Below are 18,907 nucleotides of genomic sequence, written 5' to 3' on the forward strand. Positions count from 1 at the left end.
AGCATTAAAAGTAAAATTTAAATAAAATGGCGGATTTAAAAGCGTTTGCTGAACAGTTGGTAAACTTAACAGTAAAGGAAGTAAACGAATTAGCTCAGATCTTAAAAGACGAGTATGGTATTGAGCCTGCTGCTGCAGCTGTTGCTGTTGCTGCTGCTCCTGCTGGTGGCGATGATGCCCCTGCTGCTGCTGCAGAGCAAACAGCGTTTGACGTTATCCTGAAAGAAGCAGGTGGCGCTAAATTAGCAGTTGTTAAATTAGTAAAAGACTTAACTGGCTTAGGCTTGAAAGAAGCTAAAGATCTTGTTGACGGTGCACCAAAAGAAGTTAAAACTGGTGTAACTAAAGAAGAAGCTCAATCTTTGAAAGCTCAATTAGAAGAAGCTGGAGCAGTAGTTGAGGTTAAATAATTTAACCCAATAAAATATAGCATGAGACTCCGACCTTTTTGGTCGGGGTCTATTGCTGTTTATAAAGGTTTGGAGTGCGGTATCAGATATGAGTATTGAGATATTAGATTTAAGATTTTTGCAGTTTACTATAACTGCTCATAACTTAAGTATAAATCCAGTCTCAAATCTCACATCTCAAATCTCACATCTACAATAAGTTTATTAATAAACTAAAAATTAAACACCTTGGCAAACAAAATTAATCAAAGAGTAAACTTTGCAACCAGTAGAAAGGTACTTGATTACCCGGATTTCCTGGATGTTCAGTTGCAATCTTTCCAGGAATTTTTTCAATTGGAAACCACCTCAGACAATCGCTACAAAGAAGGGTTGTTTAAAGTATTTGCCGAAAATTTTCCAATATCTGATTCAAGAAACATCTTCGTTTTAGAGTTTCTGGATTACTTTATTGATCCGCCACGTTATGATATTCAAGAGTGTATCGAACGCGGATTAACTTACAGTGTACCATTAAAAGCCAAGCTTCGCCTGTCATGTAATGATGAGGAGCACGAAGATTTTGAAACAATTGTACAGGACGTGTACTTGGGAACTATCCCGTACATGACTCCTAAAGGTACTTTTGTTATTAACGGTGCCGAGCGTGTAATTGTATCGCAATTGCACCGTTCACCAGGTGTGTTCTTTGGTCAAAGCCGCCACACCAACGGTACAAAATTATACTCGGCCCGTGTTATACCTTTCAAAGGTTCATGGATTGAGTTTGCTACAGACGTTAATAACGTGATGTATGCTTACATCGACCGTAAAAAGAAATTCCCGGTTACCACATTGCTTCGTGCAATAGGTTATGATTCAGATAAGGACATTTTGGAATTATTTGAACTTGCCGACGAAGTAAAAGTTAGCAAAAGCGGCTTGAAGAAATTCATTGGCCGTAAGCTTGCTGCAAGGGTGCTTAAAAAATGGGTGGAAGATTTTGTGGATGAGGATACAGGCGAAGTAGTATCTATCGACCGTAATGAGATCATCCTTGAGCGTGAAACCGTACTGGAAGACGACCATATTGATATGATCATTGATGCAGGTGTGAAAACCATCATCCTTAATAAGGAAGATGCTTCAACCAGCGGTGATTATACTATTATATATAATACCTTACAGAAAGATACTTCAAACTCTGAGAAAGAAGCGGTTGAGCACATCTACCGTCAATTGCGTAACGCCGAACCACCTGATGAGGAAACTGCTCGTGGTATCATCGATCGTTTATTCTTCTCAGATAAAAGATACGATTTGGGCGATGTGGGCCGTTACCGCATCAACCGTAAGCTTAAGTTAAATACTTCTGATGAAACAAAAGTATTAACCAAGCAAGACATCATTGCGATTGTTAAGTACCTGATCAAATTAATCAACTCAAAAGCTGAGGTGGATGATATTGATCACTTGTCAAACCGTCGTGTTCGTACCGTTGGCGAGCAATTATATGCTCAGTTTGGTGTTGGTTTGGCGCGTATGGCACGTACAATACGTGAGCGTATGAACATCCGTGACAACGAGGTGTTTACCCCAACCGACCTGATCAACGCACGTACATTATCATCTGTGATCAACTCGTTCTTCGGAACAAACCAGTTATCGCAGTTTATGGACCAAACCAATCCACTGGCAGAGATCACGCACAAGCGTCGTCTGTCAGCCCTTGGGCCCGGTGGTCTGTCGCGTGAGCGTGCAGGTTTCGAGGTTCGTGACGTTCACTATACCCACTACGGTAGGTTGTGTACCATCGAAACTCCGGAAGGACCGAACATTGGTTTGATCTCGTCACTTTGTGTACATGCCAAGATCAACAACTTAGGCTTTATTGAAACCCCGTACAAACGTGTGGTTGAAGGTAAAGTACAGGTTAATGAGCCGGTTATTTACCTGTCTGCAGAAGATGAAGATGGTAAAACTATTGGCCAGGCTAACGCACATTATGATGATAACGGTGTATTTGCACTTCCAAAAGTAAAAGCACGTTTTGAAGGTGACTTCCCGATCATTGATCCGGAGAAACTTGATTTAATGGATATTGCTCCAAACCAGATCACTTCTATCGCGGCTTCATTAATTCCGTTCCTGGAACATGATGATGCTAACCGTGCATTGATGGGATCAAACATGCAACGCCAGGCCGTACCATTGTTACGTCCGGAAGCGCCAATTGTAGGTACCGGTTTGGAAGGTCGTGTGGCTAAAGATTCACGTACACTTATCAATGCCGAAGGCGATGGTGTAGTTGAGTATGTTGATGCTAACGAGATCCGTATTAAATATGACCGTAATGACCTTGACCGTTTAATCTCTTTTGATGGCGATTCAAGAAGCTACCGTTTAACCAAGTTCAAGAAAACCAACCAAAGTACTACCATGAACCTTAAGCCTATTGTTAAAAAAGGCCAGAGGGTATCAAAAGGTGAAGTGCTTTGCGAAGGTTATGCTACACAAGCAGGTGAACTTGCCTTGGGCCGTAACCTTAAAGTGGCATTCATGCCTTGGCAGGGTTACAACTTTGAGGATGCGATTGTAATATCTGAGCGTGTTGTATCACAGGATATATTCACATCACTTCACGTTGAAGAGTTTGAATTAGAAGTTCGTGATACCAAACGTGGTGAAGAGGAATTGACACCGGATATCCCTAACGTATCTGAAGAAGCTACTAAGGATCTTGACGAAGACGGTATCATCCGTGTAGGCGCCGAGGTTAAAGAAGGTGATATTTTGATAGGTAAGATCACTCCAAAAGGAGAATCAGACCCTTCACCAGAAGAAAAACTGTTACGTGCCATATTTGGTGATAAAGCAGGTGATGTTAAAGATGCGTCTTTAAAAACTCCTCCTTCAATTGCCGGTGTGGTTATCGATACCAAATTATTTAGCCGCGCTAAAAAAACGTCGAAAGCCGAAGAAAAAGCACAGTTGGAGAAATTGGATAACAAACATGATAAAGCTGTAAAAGATCTTAAAAACACTTTAATTGAAAAGTTATTTGAGATTGTGAACGGTAAAACATCACAAGGTGTTTACAACGTTTACAAAGAGCTTCATGTACCTAAAGGTGTAAAATTCACCCAGAAAATTTTAGTTGAGCTTAGTTACGAAAACATTAACCCAACTAAATGGACAACTGATGATGATAAAAACGACCAGATAAAAATCCTTCTTCATAACTACAACATCAAGGTTAATGAAGAACTGGGTGCTTACCGTCGCGATAAATTTGCTATCAGTGTGGGTGATGAGCTGCCATCAGGTATTGTTCAAATGGCTAAGGTTTACATCGCTAAAAAGCGTAAGCTTAAAGTAGGTGATAAAATGGCCGGTCGTCACGGTAATAAGGGTATTGTTGCACGTATTGTACGTGACGAGGATATGCCATTCCTTGAAGACGGAACACCGGTTGATATTGTGTTGAACCCGCTGGGTGTACCTTCACGTATGAACTTAGGACAGATTTATGAAACCGTATTAGGTTGGGCCGGTAAAGAGCTTGGTATTAAATTCGCTACGCCTATTTTTGATGGTGCAAGCCATACCGAAGTAGAGGAGTGGGTTAAAAAAGCAAACTTACCAGAATCGGGCCGTACCTATTTATACAATGGCTTAACGGGCGATCGTTTTGATCAGCAGACTACAGTAGGTATCATATACATGCTGAAACTTGGTCACATGGTTGATGATAAGATGCACGCACGTTCAATTGGGCCATACTCATTAATTACACAACAGCCATTGGGTGGTAAAGCCCAGTTTGGTGGTCAGCGTTTTGGTGAGATGGAGGTTTGGGCACTCGAAGCATTCGGTGCATCAAACATACTGCAGGAAATATTAACCGTTAAATCGGATGATGTTATCGGTCGTGCCAAAACATACGAGGCTATTGTTAAAGGTGAAAACCTACCAACACCATCAGTTCCTGAATCATTCAACGTATTGGTTCATGAGTTAAGAGGTTTAGGTTTAGATATCACGTTAGAATAAGGGTAAAGCTGAAAGGTAAAAGGCGAAAGGTAAAAAACCTTTCACCTTTCATCTTTCGCCTTTTACCTAAAATCACCTTCAAAAAAAGAAAGAATTTATGTCTTACAAAAAGGATAATAAAATCAAAAGTAATTTCACCACAATTACTATCAGTTTGGCCTCTCCCGAGTCCATTCTTGAGCGTTCAAGCGGTGAGGTTTTAAAACCAGAAACCATCAACTACAGGACATACAAGCCTGAGCGCGATGGTTTATTCTGCGAGCGTATTTTTGGTCCGGTTAAAGATTATGAGTGCCATTGCGGTAAATACAAACGTATCCGTTATAAAGGTATTGTTTGCGACCGTTGCGGTGTTGAAGTAACCGAAAAGAAAGTGCGTCGTGAGCGTATGGGTCACATTAACCTTGTTGTTCCTGTTGCGCATATCTGGTACTTCCGTTCGTTGCCAAATAAAATTGGTTACTTATTAGGCTTACCTACAAAAAGGTTAGACCTTATTATTTACTACGAACGTTATGTAGTTATACAACCAGGTATTAAAGAATCAGACGGTATCCAGAAAATGGATTTCCTTACTGAAGAAGAATACCTTGACGTATTAGATACCCTTCCGAAAGAAAACCAGTACCTTGACGACAAAGATCCTCAGAAATTTGTTGCCAAAATGGGTGCCGAGGCTTTGGAAGAATTATTAAAACGCCTTAACCTGGATGAGTTATCATATAACTTACGTCACCAGGCAGCAAACGAAACTTCACAACAACGTAAAAACGAAGCTTTAAAACGTTTACAGGTTGTTGAGGCTTTCCGTGATGCAAAAACCAGGATAGAGAATAACCCCGAGTGGATGATCGTTAAGATCGTTCCGGTTATCCCGCCAGAATTGCGTCCGTTAGTGCCTTTGGAAGGCGGTCGTTTCGCTACTTCAGATTTGAATGACCTTTACCGTCGTGTAATTATCCGTAACAACCGTTTAAAACGTTTAATTGAGATAAAAGCACCGGAAGTTATTTTACGTAACGAAAAACGTATGTTACAGGAAGCTGTAGATTCGTTATTTGACAACTCACGTAAAGTAAACGCCGTTAAAACCGAAGGTAACCGTGCATTGAAATCACTTTCAGATATCCTGAAAGGTAAGCAAGGCCGTTTCCGTCAAAACTTATTAGGTAAACGTGTGGATTATTCTGCCCGTTCGGTAATTGTTGTAGGTCCAAACCTTAAATTACACGAGTGCGGTTTACCAAAAGATATGGCTGCCGAGCTGTTTAAACCATTTATCATCCGCAAAATGATTGAGCGTGGTGTGGTTAAAACAGTAAAATCTGCCAAAAAGATTGTTGACCGTAAAGACCCATTAGTTTGGGATATTTTGGAAAACGTATTGAAAGGACACCCTGTATTACTAAACCGTGCGCCTACGCTGCACAGGTTAGGTATCCAGTCGTTCCAGCCAAAACTGGTTGAAGGTAAAGCAATCCAATTGCACCCATTAACCTGTACAGCATTCAATGCGGATTTTGACGGTGACCAGATGGCCGTTCACGTACCACTTGGTAACGCGGCAATTTTGGAAGCCCAGGTGTTGATGCTTGCATCACACAACATTTTAAACCCTGCCAACGGAACACCTATTACCGTTCCATCTCAGGACATGGTGCTTGGTTTGTACTACATAACCAAAGGCCGTAAAACTGATGAAACACGCGTTGTTAAAGGTCAGGGCTTAACTTTTTACTCTGCCGAAGAAGTAATTATAGCTTACAACGAAAGAAAAATTGACTTGCACGCCTTTATTAAAGTTAAAGCGTTTGTTAAGGAAAAAGATGGCGAAATTGTAAGCAAAATTATTGATACTACTGTAGGCCGCGTGTTGTTTAACCAGCATGTACCTGTTGAAGTAGGTTACATCAACGAATTACTTACCAAAAAATCACTGCGTGATATTATTGGCGAGGTTGTGAAAATTACCGGTATGGCGCGTGCAGCCCAGTTCCTTGACGATATTAAGGAATTAGGTTTCATAATGGCATTCCAGGGTGGTTTATCATTTAACCTTAAGGATATCAATATCCCTGCAGAAAAAGTTACACTTATCGAAACAGCTTCTAAACAAGTTGAAGAGGTTATGGGTAACTACAACATGGGTTTCATTACCAACAACGAGCGTTACAACCAAATTATCGATATCTGGACACGTATCAACAACCGCTTAACTGCGAATGTGATGGACATCCTGAGCAACGATAACCAAGGCTTTAACTCGGTGTACATGATGCTTGACTCTGGTGCGCGTGGTTCTAAAGAGCAGATCCGTCAGCTTGCAGGTATGCGTGGTTTGATGGCCAAGCCTCAAAAATCAGGTTCAGGTGGTGAGATCATTGAAAACCCTATCTTATCAAACTTTAAAGAAGGCTTGTCGGTGTTAGAGTACTTTATCTCTACCCACGGTGCCCGTAAAGGTTTGGCGGATACGGCGTTGAAAACGGCTGATGCTGGTTACTTAACCCGTAGGTTGCATGATGTTGCCCAGGATATGATTGTTGGTATGGTTGATTGCGGTACTTTAAGAGGTATTTACACAACTGCACTAAAAGATAACGAAGATATTGTTGAGCCATTATATGACCGTATTTTAGGTCGTACAACTTTACATGATGTTCATGACCCTATCACTAACGAATTGTTAGCCCATGCAGGTCAGGATATTACTGAAGAGATTGGTAAAAAAATAGAGAACTCTCCTTTAGAGGGTATCGAGATCCGTTCGGTATTAACATGTGAAAGCAAACGCGGTGTGTGTGCTTTATGCTACGGCCGTAACCTTGCAAGCGGTAAACGCGTGCAAAAAGGTGAAGCTGTTGGTGTAATTGCTGCACAATCAATCGGTGAGCCGGGTACACAGTTAACACTACGTACATTCCACGTGGGTGGTACCGCATCAAACATTGCTGCAGAATCACAGATCAATGCAAGGTTTGATGGTATCATTGAATTTGAAAACGTACGTACCGTTCAATACAAAACCGAAGAAGGCGTTGTTGATGTAGTATTGGGTCGTTCTGGCGAGTTCCGTATTGTTGAAGAAGGAAGTAACAAGGTAATTGTTACCAACAACATTCCTTACGGTTCATACCTGTACATCCAGGACGGCAGCAAGATCACCAAAGGCGATCGTATCTGTTCATGGGATCCGTACAATGCGGTAATCATATCGGAGTTTGCAGGTATCACCACATTTGATGCTGTATTAGAAGGTATCACTTTCCGTGAAGAATCTGATGAGCAAACCGGTCACCGTGAAAAGGTAATTATTGATACCAGGGATAAAACCAAAAACCCTGTTATTCAAATAGCCGATAATAAAGGTAACATCATTAAAGGATACAACATTCCGGTAGGAGCACACATCGCTGTTGAAGAAGGCGAAAAACTACAAACCGGACAGGTTATTGCCAAAATTCCTCGTTCAACCGGTAAAACCCGGGATATTACAGGTGGTTTACCACGTGTAACCGAGCTGTTTGAAGCACGTAACCCATCTAACCCGGCTGTAGTAACCGAAATTGATGGTGTGGTAACCTTAGGTGGTATTAAACGTGGTAACCGCGAAATGACCATTGAATCAAAAGATGGCCAGATCAAGAAATACCTTGTTCCATTGTCAAAACACATCCTTGTACAGGATAATGACTTTGTGAAAGCTGGTATGCCGTTATCAGATGGTTCAATATCTCCTGCTGATATCCTTGCTATTAAAGGCCCCGCTGCTGTACAGGAATACCTGGTGAATGGTATACAAGAAGTTTACCGTTTACAAGGTGTGAAGATAAATGACAAGCACTTTGAGGTGATAGTTCACCAGATGATGCAGAAAGTAGCAATTGAAGATGCAGGTGATACCCGTTTCCTTGAACGCGAAGCTGTTGACAGCTGGGATTTCATGACCGAAAATGATGAGATATTTGACAAGAAGGTTGTTGTTGAGCCAGGTGATTCAGCTACATTAAAAGCCGGACAGATAGTATCTTTAAGAAGGTTGCGTGACGAAAACTCAATCCTAAAACGTAAAGATTTAGCATTGGTTGAAGTACGTGATGCTATAGCAGCAACTTCAAGCCCGATACTGCAAGGTATCACCAGGGCATCATTAGGTACCAAATCGTTTATCTCTGCAGCATCGTTCCAGGAAACTACCAAAGTACTGAATGAAGCCGCCATAGCAGGTAAAAAAGACTTAATGCTTGGTTTGAAAGAAAACGTTATTGTTGGTCACCTTATACCTTCAGGTACAGGTTTACGCGAATACGAAAATATCCGTGTGGGCTCACAAGAAGAGTTTGACCGCTTAATGGCTTCAAAAGCCGAAGAAATAGAAGCTTAATTTTAAGCTGTATATTTTACAAGCCTTCCCCTAAAAAGGGAAGGCTTTTTTGTTTAAATATTTTTATTTTTTTTAAAACAAACTGTTTGATCCGTTGTTTATGATTCACATTTAGATACCTGCATTTGCCGCAGGTATTTTTGTATAAATACCCTAAAAAGGCTATTAATAAAAACATAGGCTTTTTATAATTTAGTGGAATGGAAGAACAAAATGAAAATCAGCTTAATATTGAGCTGTCTGAAGAAATAGCCGAGGGTATATATTCAAATTTGGCAATAATTACACACTCCAGTTCGGAGTTTGTACTCGATTTTATCCGGGTTATGCCAGGTGTGCCAAAAGCAAAAGTAAAATCAAGAATAATTTTAACGCCCGAGCATGCAAAGCGACTGTTAACTGCGCTGGAAGACAACATTGAGAAATTTGAAGCATTGAACGGACGGATAAAGATTCAGCAGGATCCATCTGGTTTTCCGATGAATTTTGGTGGTACCATGGGGCAGGCATAAAAGAGCTGGTACCAGGAAGTTTATTTTATACAGTGTTTATTTGTATAACTGCAGGGGCATTTGATTAACATAAAAATGAAAAATTTTGTTGCTTTAATATTAACAGCGGTTACGTTTTATTGTAGCCAGGTAATGGCTCAAGGAGTTGATAATCAAGTTGACGTAAGTAAATGGAGGGCTCCTTCATATGACGATACCTTTTTCAAAGATCATTTAGTAAATGGTCAGGATGCGCTTAATTACTGGATGCAGAGTTACAATTGGCGAAGCAACCCGGATAATTTGCCTGAAAAAAAATCACGAATGGAACTCTTGCAGAGTAATAATGCAAGTGATGTAGCGCTCGCCAATAAGCAAATTCAGCGGGAGTGCCGTACAATTATGGCAAATGTGGCTGGTTATCAAAGTAGAAATCCCGCCAGCAGAGCGCCTAATACGTGGATTGAACTGGGTCTTCGGGTACCGGATAAATTGCTCCCCGAAACTAAGACTGCAATAATAAGCACTCTGAATGCATTAAATTTATCTGGTAAAACAGCTGGTTATATAGGCCTTTTAAATGTACCAGGGGCAAATGGTGCAAATGTGCATGGTTATTTAACTGCCCTTTCTCTTGCACCAAGGCTTGTCACTGATAATAGTATAAGTTCGGCTGGTTTACAGGGCATGAAAAATGAACTTGATAACATGAATAATTTCGGAGATCAGGGAGAATTCAATTTATTAGAGAGTCATTGGGGTGGGGTAGCAAGCTGGAATATTATAGAAAAATATTCTTCAGATCCCGTTGCAAGGCGGATGGCCAGGTTAATTTCTGAAAGATTATGGATAAACAGGTATTTGACATGGTCTGCTCCATTACAACGTATAACAGGGCCAGGCAGCAGAATGGCTCCAAAAGAATGGTTAGGTAGTGATAATGAACGCGCTCTTTTTGCAACCAGCCTCGATAGGCCTATATGGCTTAACCTTTTTTTCAACTGGGATAAGAATATAGATCCTAAAGCATTTCGTCAATCATTTGAGGTAATACCAACAGAAGCAGCTTTGCCCGAGTTACCTCCTTATTTACAGGATATTGCCTGGAATAAATCGCTTCCAAATTTGCTGCAATGTACAATGAACTATAAAACTTCAACTTATCCTGTATTGGCTGGGGTAAAAAAGGGAGATGCAAATCAACCGCACAAATACGTAAATTATCAAACAAGTAATTATACAATTGGTTCAACTACAAATTCATTTGTAACAAATACTAGTGTTTTGGCTGCATCAGTATGGTGGAATAATAGTCGTAGTTCAAGTGAACCACTGGGTAGCCCAAAAAGATTTTGCGTATTGTATCCACATTACGTTATTAACGGGATGAGCGCATTTGATAAGGGCGATGTTTATTTTGAAAATGCTCCGGATAAGAACTTGAGTGATGAAACAGGTGGCGTAGGCGGGCCATGGTATAGAGAATTTGCAGATTACGGCCGGGTTGGTACCTTGCAAAGCAAAAATAAAATGATCATCTCCTATGTTCCCAAACCCGGTGTTCCACGCACTGGTGGCGACTTTGTAAAATCAAAAGTAACAAGAGCATCGGCAGCTATGTTTTTATTTCGTTGGGAAGATAGCTTAGATGGGTTGTACATAAATAACAAACCTGTGAAATCGCTTCCGGCTCAGTTAAACCCCGGCGAATGGTGGTTTATAGAAGATGGAGATGTTTACGCAGCGGTATTACCATTAAAGAATACATGTTTTAAAGGCGATTGCAAAATTACCCTGGAAAAACGAGCGCATCAAATAGTGCTTTATCAAGACAATCTTTCGAACGGAAATATAGAAAATATAAGCAATGAAGATTGGTATAATGCCCGTTCTGGTTTTGTGGTTGAAGCTGGTAATAAAGATCAATATGGGTCTTTTGCAAATTTTCAAAAGAAAATGATGGCAGCAAAAGTTGTGGCCGATGATGCAAATGGCTTTGACCGCCATATAGACTATAAACGGGATACTGATGAATTGGATATGCGCTGGAATAGCTACACAGAGCAATATGCCTCCAGGAAAATTAACGGTTCAGATGATAGTTGGATGCCATTTGTTTCTTCTCCTGAATTTACATCTAATAATACCGGCACAATTAGTTTAAAAGATGCTACCCTTAAAACCGATCCCGGAAATAGTCTTTGGCTATTATCCTGTAAGCCTTCTAAAACCTGGGTTGCCTATCAGGCAAATTTAAAGAAAGTTTTACCCATAGATTTTATTACTCCTGTATGTGAAATAAAAATAGCGCAATTTCCTTTAGGTAAAATTGTAATTAATGAGCAAAGCGCCGGTAATTTAAAAATTGATATAGATGCTAATTATTTTGCTAATCAAAATGCTGCGGATATATCAGCATCAATAAATCTTAAAACTAATAGTTCGATAAAAAATATCGACCTTTCAATTAATGGTGTACCGTTTGAAAGCTCATCTATCAAAAAAGTTGGGCCTGATACTTTTATTGTTCAACCAACTGATAAGGTCCAGCAAATAAAGCAAGCGTTGATAGATCAATTGAAACAATAAAAAATGAAAATTTCCGATAAAAACTGAATTAAAGGCTTTTAGTCCTTGTATTAAATTGTATATTTAATTGATAAATTGATAATAAAAGTGCAATGTGATTGAAGTCTATGCTTGTTTAAGGCCTTAAAATTAAAAAAAAACAAAAAATAATCTTTTCGTTTTAATAAATTTAGCTATCTTGGTCCAATAATAAGCAATACCACTAATAGTTGTAAACTCTAAACAAATTTTTGCTCGAGCCCTTCCTATGAAACAATATACCTGTAAATTAATTGTCCGTAGTGCTTTATTTTATTATTTAGTAACTTGTTTATTTTCCTGCGCCGCCCCTAAAGACGTTGTATACTTGAGGAATGTTCCGGATTCGGGTAAATTGGAGAGTGCTGTTTTGGCAGAATATCATCAGCCATTGATTCAGCCTGACGATATTTTATCTATTACAATACAAACTATAGATCCGCAAATAACGCTTTTAGTAAATCAATCGGCTTCTCAATCGGTTTCAAATGGTGCTTCAGGTGGGGTATCTCCTGCAAATGGGTACCTGGTTAATAAAGATGGATTAGTTGAGGTGCCTTTGTTAGGCAAAATTAAGGTTGCCGGATTAACCACTTATGATGCCGCTGAGGTAATAAGGAAAACGGCTACAGAATATTTAAAATCTCCTACTGTACAGGTTAGATATTTAAATTACAAAATAACTGTATTGGGCGAAGTTAACAGGCCAGGCGCTTATATCACTCCTAATGAAAAGGTTTCTGTGTTTGACGCCATTGGTCTTGCCGGGGATTTAACAATCTACGGAAAGCGGGAAAATGTTTTAATCATCCGCGAAATAGATGGTAAAAAAGAATTCAGACGTGTCAATCTAACTTCTTCAAATTTTCTTCAATCCCCCGATTATTATCTGCAACAAAATGATGTGCTATATATTGAACCAAACAAAGCACGTATTGCATTAAATAATACTTCAAAGATACAGTTTACAACTATTGCCATATCCTTACTGTCGCTGGTTGTTGTACTCATAACAAGAATTAAATAAACTCACATTTTAATGAATAATAATCAAGATTCTTTTGATGATTCCTTCTCAGAAAGAGATGATAGTTCTGCGCCAAATTATTTTTTAATAAAATTAATTTCTAACTGGCACTGGTTGCTGCTATCTACAATAATAGCTCTTTCAGTTTCCTATGTTTATTTAAAGTACTCTACACCTGTATATACAACATCGGCTGAGATATTTATTAAGGATGATAACCAAACTAAAAGCGCTGCTGCAGATGCTTTAGGCGGGATAACCGACTTGTTCAATACTACAAGCTCTGTTGATAATGAGGCAGAAATTTTGCGTACTCGTTATCTTATGGAAAAAGTGGTTACCGCACTAACCGCTAACGTTGAATACGGCTTTTTGGGACATTTCAAAAAGAACGAGCTATACAGCAATAAACCATTTGAGTTAATTACTTTGGTAAAATCTCCTGTAGAGAAACCGAATAGTTATAAGGTTGAGTTATTGCAATCGCAGGTTACTTTATATAATGAGGATTTTAAAAAGACTGTCAAATATGATGTGCCCTTTGAGTTACCTGGGGTAGGTACTGTTAAAATTGTTAGAGATTTTAAGGTGAAATTAAATGATGGTACTTATACGCTTACCATAGCTGATTTTGACTCCAAGGTAACCGAATACATGGCAAACTTATTGGTGGTTGTTCCTAATAAGCAGGTTTCAATAGTAAATCTAAGCTTTAACTATCCTTTACAAGGAAAAGCTGAAGACATCCTTAATAAATTAATTGAAGTTTACCAGCGCGAGAACGTTAATGACAAGAACAAAGTTGCTGATCTCACAATTGCTTTTATACAAAATGAATTAACCTTTGTTGGTAAAGAATTAGGAAAGGTTGAAGGCGACATTCAGGAATTTAAGCAAGACAATAAGTTATCCAACATGGATGAGCAATCCAAGCAATTGGTTAGTAATACCAGTACTTACATGGATGACCTTGGTAAAGCTGAAGTTCAGATTAATATTTTGAATGATCTTGAAAAATATTTAAAAGACGAAAATAAAAACAAGCGTGTTTTCCCTAATGCTATGGTAAGCGACATTTCGTTTAGTGCGCTAATTGAACGTTATAACAGCCTTATTTTAGATCGTGAAAAGCAGTTACTTTCAACAACAGAAAAGAACCCTTTCATCCAAAACCTGGACGAGCAGATTGCGGGATTAAGAAAAGGAATGCTTGCAAGTCTTAATAATACGCGTAATACCTATATTATTACTAGGAATAATTTACAAAGCAAGATTAATCAATTTCAAAGCGTAGGGCAAACGGTACCAAAAAAGGAACGTATTTACCTGGATCTATCCCGTCAACAACAGGTAAAGCAAGAGCTTTATGTGTTTTTAATGCAAAAGCGCGAAGAAACTGCTATTTCTAAAACATCCAATATATCCAACTCCCGTGTTATTGATCCTCCTAAAGCGGGGGTACTTCCTATTAGCCCTGTAAAGAAACTGATTTACTTTATTGGCTTGTTTTTTGGTTTGGCTATACCTTTATGTATTCTCTATCTTCTGGACCTTTTGAACAACAAAATTTCGGCAAAAGAAGATATTACCAATAAAACAAGGGTGCCGATAATTGGTGAGGTTGCAAATAATAAAGATAATAGTGCTAATAACACAATTGTTGTTACTGATAAATCAAGAACAATTATAGCCGAACAATTCAGGGCTTTACGAACAAATCTTCAATTCTTCCTGAATGGGGATAATGAAAAGGTAATTTTGTTAACCTCGAGTATGTCTGGTGAAGGTAAATCGTTTACTGCGGTCAACCTCGGTATGGTTTTGGCAATCTCGGGAAAAAGAGTATTGCTTATGGAGATGGATTTGCGTAGGCCTACCTTGTCTACAAAACTTGGAATGTCTAATGAGTTTGGTTTAACTAATTATGTTATTTCAAGTGTTGTTAATCCAAAAGACATAATCAAGAGTACTCCGTTTAATGAAAATCTTTTTATGATTAGTTCTGGCCCGGTGCCGCCTAATCCGTCAGAAATTATTTTGAATAATAGAGTTGAGGATTTATTTAAAAAATTAAGAGCCGACTTTGATTACATTATAGTTGATGCTCCGCCGATAGGCCTTGTTACTGATGCGCAGTTGTTGGCTAAATACTCTGATATGTGTATTTACATGGTAAGGCAGAAATATACTTTCAAAAAGCAGATTGAAATAGTTGATGATCTGTCACGCAACAAAAAAATACCTAAAATGGCAATTGTTGTTAATGATGTAAAAGCGAGCGGATCTTATGGCTACGGCTATGGTTATGGCTACGGTTACGGTTACGACAATGGCTATTATGTAGATAACAATGAAAAGAGCGAGAATTGGTTTTTGAAAATTTTCAATAAAAAATAGTTCTGAAGCCTGATTTAACAAGAGTAAAATTCAAATAAACATTAGTGAATGAAAAAAATATTGGTAACAGGCGGAGCTGGCTTTATTGGAAGTAATTTAATAGCTAAATTGTTATCTGCTGGTGATACTAAGGTAGTTTGCATAGATAATTTCGATGATTTTTATCCAAAGGATATCAAAGAAAAAAATCTGTTGCCATTTAAAGCAAATCCCAACTTTGAGTTTATTGAAGGCGATATCAGAAATATGGCCGATTTGGATAAAGCAACAGATGTAAATGTGATAGTTCACCTGGCAGCTAAAGCCGGTGTGAGGCCAAGTATCGTAAATCCAATACTATATCAGGATGTAAATGTAAGCGGAACTCAAAACCTGTTGGAATATGCTAAAAAGAATAATATAACCCAATTTGTTTTTGCATCATCAAGCAGTGTTTACGGAATTAATGAAAACGTTCCATGGACAGAAACCGAAACGCTAATGCCTATAAGCCCGTATGCTTCAACTAAGTTATCGGGAGAAATGCTTGGACATGTTTATAGTCATCTTTATAATATCCGTTTTATAGCCTTACGTTTCTTTACTGTTTACGGTCCTGGGCAGCGTCCTGATTTAGCTATACATAAATTTTTTAAGCTGATACTTAACGGAAAACCAATACCTGTATTTGGAAACGGCGAAACCAGCCGTGATTATACATTTGTTGATGATACTGTAAGCGGGATAATAGGTGCTATAAATTACTCCGACACCAATTTTGAAATAATTAACCTCGGAAATTATAAAACCGTGACGCTAACCGGTTTAATAGAAAGTATAGAAAAAATATGCGATAAAAAGGCCATTATTGACCGTTTTGAAGAGCAGCCAGGTGATGTACCTCATACATTTGCCGATGTAGACAAAGCAAAACGGTTATTAAACTATAATCCACAAACAGATCTGGCCACCGGTTTATTGAAGTTTAAAGAATGGTTAGCTGTTTAACCTTTAATAGATATTTATGAAAATAGCAGTTCATGTGTTAGCATACAATGTAAACAGATTTTTGAGCGTTGTGTTAAAATCAATTGAACCGCATGTTGACAAAATATATGTTGTTCATAGCCAACGCCCATGGCAGTATGTTGAATCTTCACGATTAAGTAAAACTAACCCTACTACAATCTCAGACATTGTTACGGCAGCAGCAGGCAGTGATAAAGTAGAGATAATTCAGGGTGATTGGCTTACTGAAGAAGATATGAGAAATGAATGCCTGGAAAAAGCAAGAGCAGAGGGATTCGATTGGTTTCTTATTGAAGATGCAGATGAGTTTTATCTGGATTCTACCTGGGAGCAGATAAAAAGAGAATTGTCAACTAATACCACAGATGATTTGTTGATAACAACGTGGTATAACTTTTGGAAATCATCTCATTATGTACTGGTTAATGAAGATGGAAGCATAAAAGGAACAAATGCAGGCTTTGCTATAAGATGTGCTTCAAAAGCAAAGTTTACCAATAAGCGTCTTTGCGATGCGCAATCAGTAAAAGTAATTGATTGTCCTTGTTATCATTACGGTTACGTGATGTCTGACGTTGAAATGGAAGAAAAAATTTCTACCTGGGGCCACGCAACCGATTTTAACCCGGTTGATTGGTTTAAATATAAATGGGTTTATTGGAATAAATCTACAAAGTTTTTACACCCTACGGTACCAGGCTCTTGGAACAATGCTATAAGATTCCCTCTTGAGCAGCCATATTTTGGAGCTTATTTTGCATTGCCGGTAAGCACTTCAGAAGTTCCTGGCTTTTCGAGTTGGTTAAAAATGGAAACATACGATGTCAAAATAAAGGCTAAAAGGTTTGCCAAGTCTGTAAAGAAAGTATTAAAGTCACTTTCAAAATAAAATTAACATTGGTTTTAATAGTTAAACAAACAGCTATTAAACAACATGTTTGTAATTTCATTTACTATTCTAATAATTAGATCGGTGACATATGTCATCAGTATATTATGTCAACAATAGCAAGAGTTATTTCCGGTAGCGTATCATCGTGGGTAAGAATAGGGGTATCTATGATAGCCCAGATGGCACTTGTACCCCTGTATTTGACACATTGGAATGTTAAAACGTATGGGGTATGGCTTTCAATTCAGGCCTTTATAAGTGTAATGGCAACTTTGGATAATGGTCATCAAACATTCCTGGCATATGAATTTCTAAAATTTGGCCGCATAAAGCTCGATAAGCTTCGTGAATATTTATGGTCAGGTGCAGTTGTTGGCCTGTTTTTAGGCATACTGCAAATTATAATCACCATTTTATTATTGTATACAGGTTTGTTAGGTAAAGTGCTTGGCGAAGCCCATTTAGAAGACCAAGCCTTAATCCGGTCAATCATTTACGTACTGTTTGCATTGGAAATTTCATGGCTTTTTTGCGGCAGTGTTGGTGGAATTTTTGTTAGGGTGTTATCGCCGTTTGGATATTACCCGCGATTCTCGTGGTGGGGGGTATTATCAGCGGTTGTTACCAGTATTGCGCCGGCAATAGCGGTAGTGTATGGTGGAGATTTATTATTAGCAGGCGAAGTTTTAGCTATAGCAACTATTGCGTTTAATATTCCACAATTTATTGATATGTATATATTGATGCGCAAAGAAAATATAGGTTTTGTACGCCCCTCTATAAAAACCGGATTCATGAACTTTAAGTTTTCTTTGCTGTTATCCGGAAAGGGTTTGCTTGAAAATGTTCGTCAGCAAGGCGTGCGGATAATTCTTACACCTATGGTTGGAGCTTCAGGATTAGCCAATTTTTCAACATTAAGAACTGGCGCAAACGTTGCTTTACAAGGATTAAATACAATAGTTAACCCACTTGAGCCCGAGTTAATGCGGTTTTTACATCAAAAAGATCAGGCCCGTAGTGAAGCCTCATTTGGTACCATTTGGATTGTTTTAATGGCAATTATGGCACCCATGGTATTGATTGTTCAAATGTTTATAGGCCCAATTTATACAATATGGACACGGGGCCAAATTCCATTTAATCCTATATTGTTTGCTACACTTTCTTTGGGTGTGCTTGTGTATGCTGTATCTCAGCCTGCAATAGCCATTGTTGTAGGTAATAATCTTTTACGTTCGCAATTAGTTTTATCTATCATTAGTGCCATAGTAGTAATTCTGGGGCTTGTTATTTTTATTCCTTACTTTGGTTTAATGGGGGCAGGTATAGCATTGCTGCTTGCCGAAATTATATCTACTAATGGTTATAGATACGTGGCCCGGAACTGGCTTCAGGAAAACGGGCTGATCTGGCCTAAAGCATCTTCACGTATTGCATCAGCATCTGTTTGGATTACCGCAGGTGGAATGGCCTCAATGATTTGGATTCCCTCTTTAAAATGGGTTTCATTAATTTTAGCGTTAGCACTACTTGTTTGGAATTTTTGGCGCTATTGGAAGGTATTGCCCCCTCTGGCTACAGAAAAAGCAATGTTCTTTTTATCCAAACTGCCTGGGATGAAACATTTAATAATTAAAAAAGCCAATTAATTTAACA

The 18,907-nt window shown here is 38.6% G+C and carries 10 protein-coding genes; all 10 read left to right on the forward strand.

Annotated elements, in window-relative coordinates:
* Positions 1 to 26: 26 nt before the first annotated feature.
* The 10 genes from rplL (at position 27) to BLS59_RS04810 (ending at position 18,900) form a co-directional block, all read left to right on the forward strand.
* Positions 27 to 410, forward strand: coding sequence for a 50S ribosomal protein L7/L12 (rplL, locus tag BLS59_RS04765; RefSeq protein WP_091145366.1), 384 nt, complete (start codon positions 27 to 29; stop codon positions 408 to 410).
* A 228-nt stretch (positions 411 to 638) separates the two neighbouring features.
* Positions 639 to 4,442: a DNA-directed RNA polymerase subunit beta gene (gene rpoB, locus BLS59_RS04770; protein ID WP_091145369.1), complete on the forward strand. Its 3,804-nt coding sequence runs from the start codon at positions 639 to 641 to the stop codon at positions 4,440 to 4,442.
* A 97-nt stretch (positions 4,443 to 4,539) separates the two neighbouring features.
* Positions 4,540 to 8,826 carry a DNA-directed RNA polymerase subunit beta' gene (gene rpoC, locus BLS59_RS04775; protein ID WP_091145372.1) on the forward strand — a complete coding sequence of 1,429 codons (4,287 nt, stop codon included), beginning with the start codon at positions 4,540 to 4,542 and terminating at the stop codon, positions 8,824 to 8,826.
* Between the two features lie 200 nt (positions 8,827 to 9,026).
* A complete protein-coding gene (locus BLS59_RS04780) occupies positions 9,027 to 9,338 on the forward strand; it encodes a DUF3467 domain-containing protein (RefSeq protein ID WP_091145376.1) in 312 nt (103 codons plus the stop codon).
* Between the two features lie 75 nt (positions 9,339 to 9,413).
* Positions 9,414 to 11,906, forward strand: coding sequence for a hypothetical protein (locus tag BLS59_RS04785; protein ID WP_091145380.1), 2,493 nt, complete (start codon positions 9,414 to 9,416; stop codon positions 11,904 to 11,906).
* Positions 11,907 to 12,153: 247 nt separating this feature from the next.
* Positions 12,154 to 12,951, forward strand: coding sequence for a polysaccharide biosynthesis/export family protein (locus BLS59_RS04790; protein WP_091145384.1), 798 nt, complete (start codon positions 12,154 to 12,156; stop codon positions 12,949 to 12,951).
* Between the two features lie 12 nt (positions 12,952 to 12,963).
* Positions 12,964 to 15,348, forward strand: a complete 2,385-nt coding sequence (locus BLS59_RS04795) for a GumC family protein (RefSeq protein WP_091145388.1) — start codon at positions 12,964 to 12,966, stop codon at positions 15,346 to 15,348.
* 48 nt (positions 15,349 to 15,396) lie between these two features.
* Positions 15,397 to 16,335 carry a GDP-mannose 4,6-dehydratase gene (locus BLS59_RS04800; protein ID WP_091145391.1) on the forward strand — a complete coding sequence of 313 codons (939 nt, stop codon included), beginning with the start codon at positions 15,397 to 15,399 and terminating at the stop codon, positions 16,333 to 16,335.
* Positions 16,336 to 16,351: 16 nt separating this feature from the next.
* A complete protein-coding gene (locus BLS59_RS04805) occupies positions 16,352 to 17,245 on the forward strand; it encodes a glycosyltransferase family protein (protein ID WP_091145396.1) in 894 nt (297 codons plus the stop codon).
* 107 nt (positions 17,246 to 17,352) lie between these two features.
* The gene (locus BLS59_RS04810; RefSeq protein WP_143014044.1) at positions 17,353 to 18,900 is read left to right on the forward strand and encodes a lipopolysaccharide biosynthesis protein; all 1,548 of its coding nucleotides are present in this window, start codon (positions 17,353 to 17,355) and stop codon (positions 18,898 to 18,900) included.
* Positions 18,901 to 18,907 lie beyond the last annotated feature (7 nt).

The sequence above is a fragment of the Mucilaginibacter pineti genome, assembly GCF_900101875.1.
GTDB classification, from domain to species: domain Bacteria; phylum Bacteroidota; class Bacteroidia; order Sphingobacteriales; family Sphingobacteriaceae; genus Mucilaginibacter; species Mucilaginibacter pineti.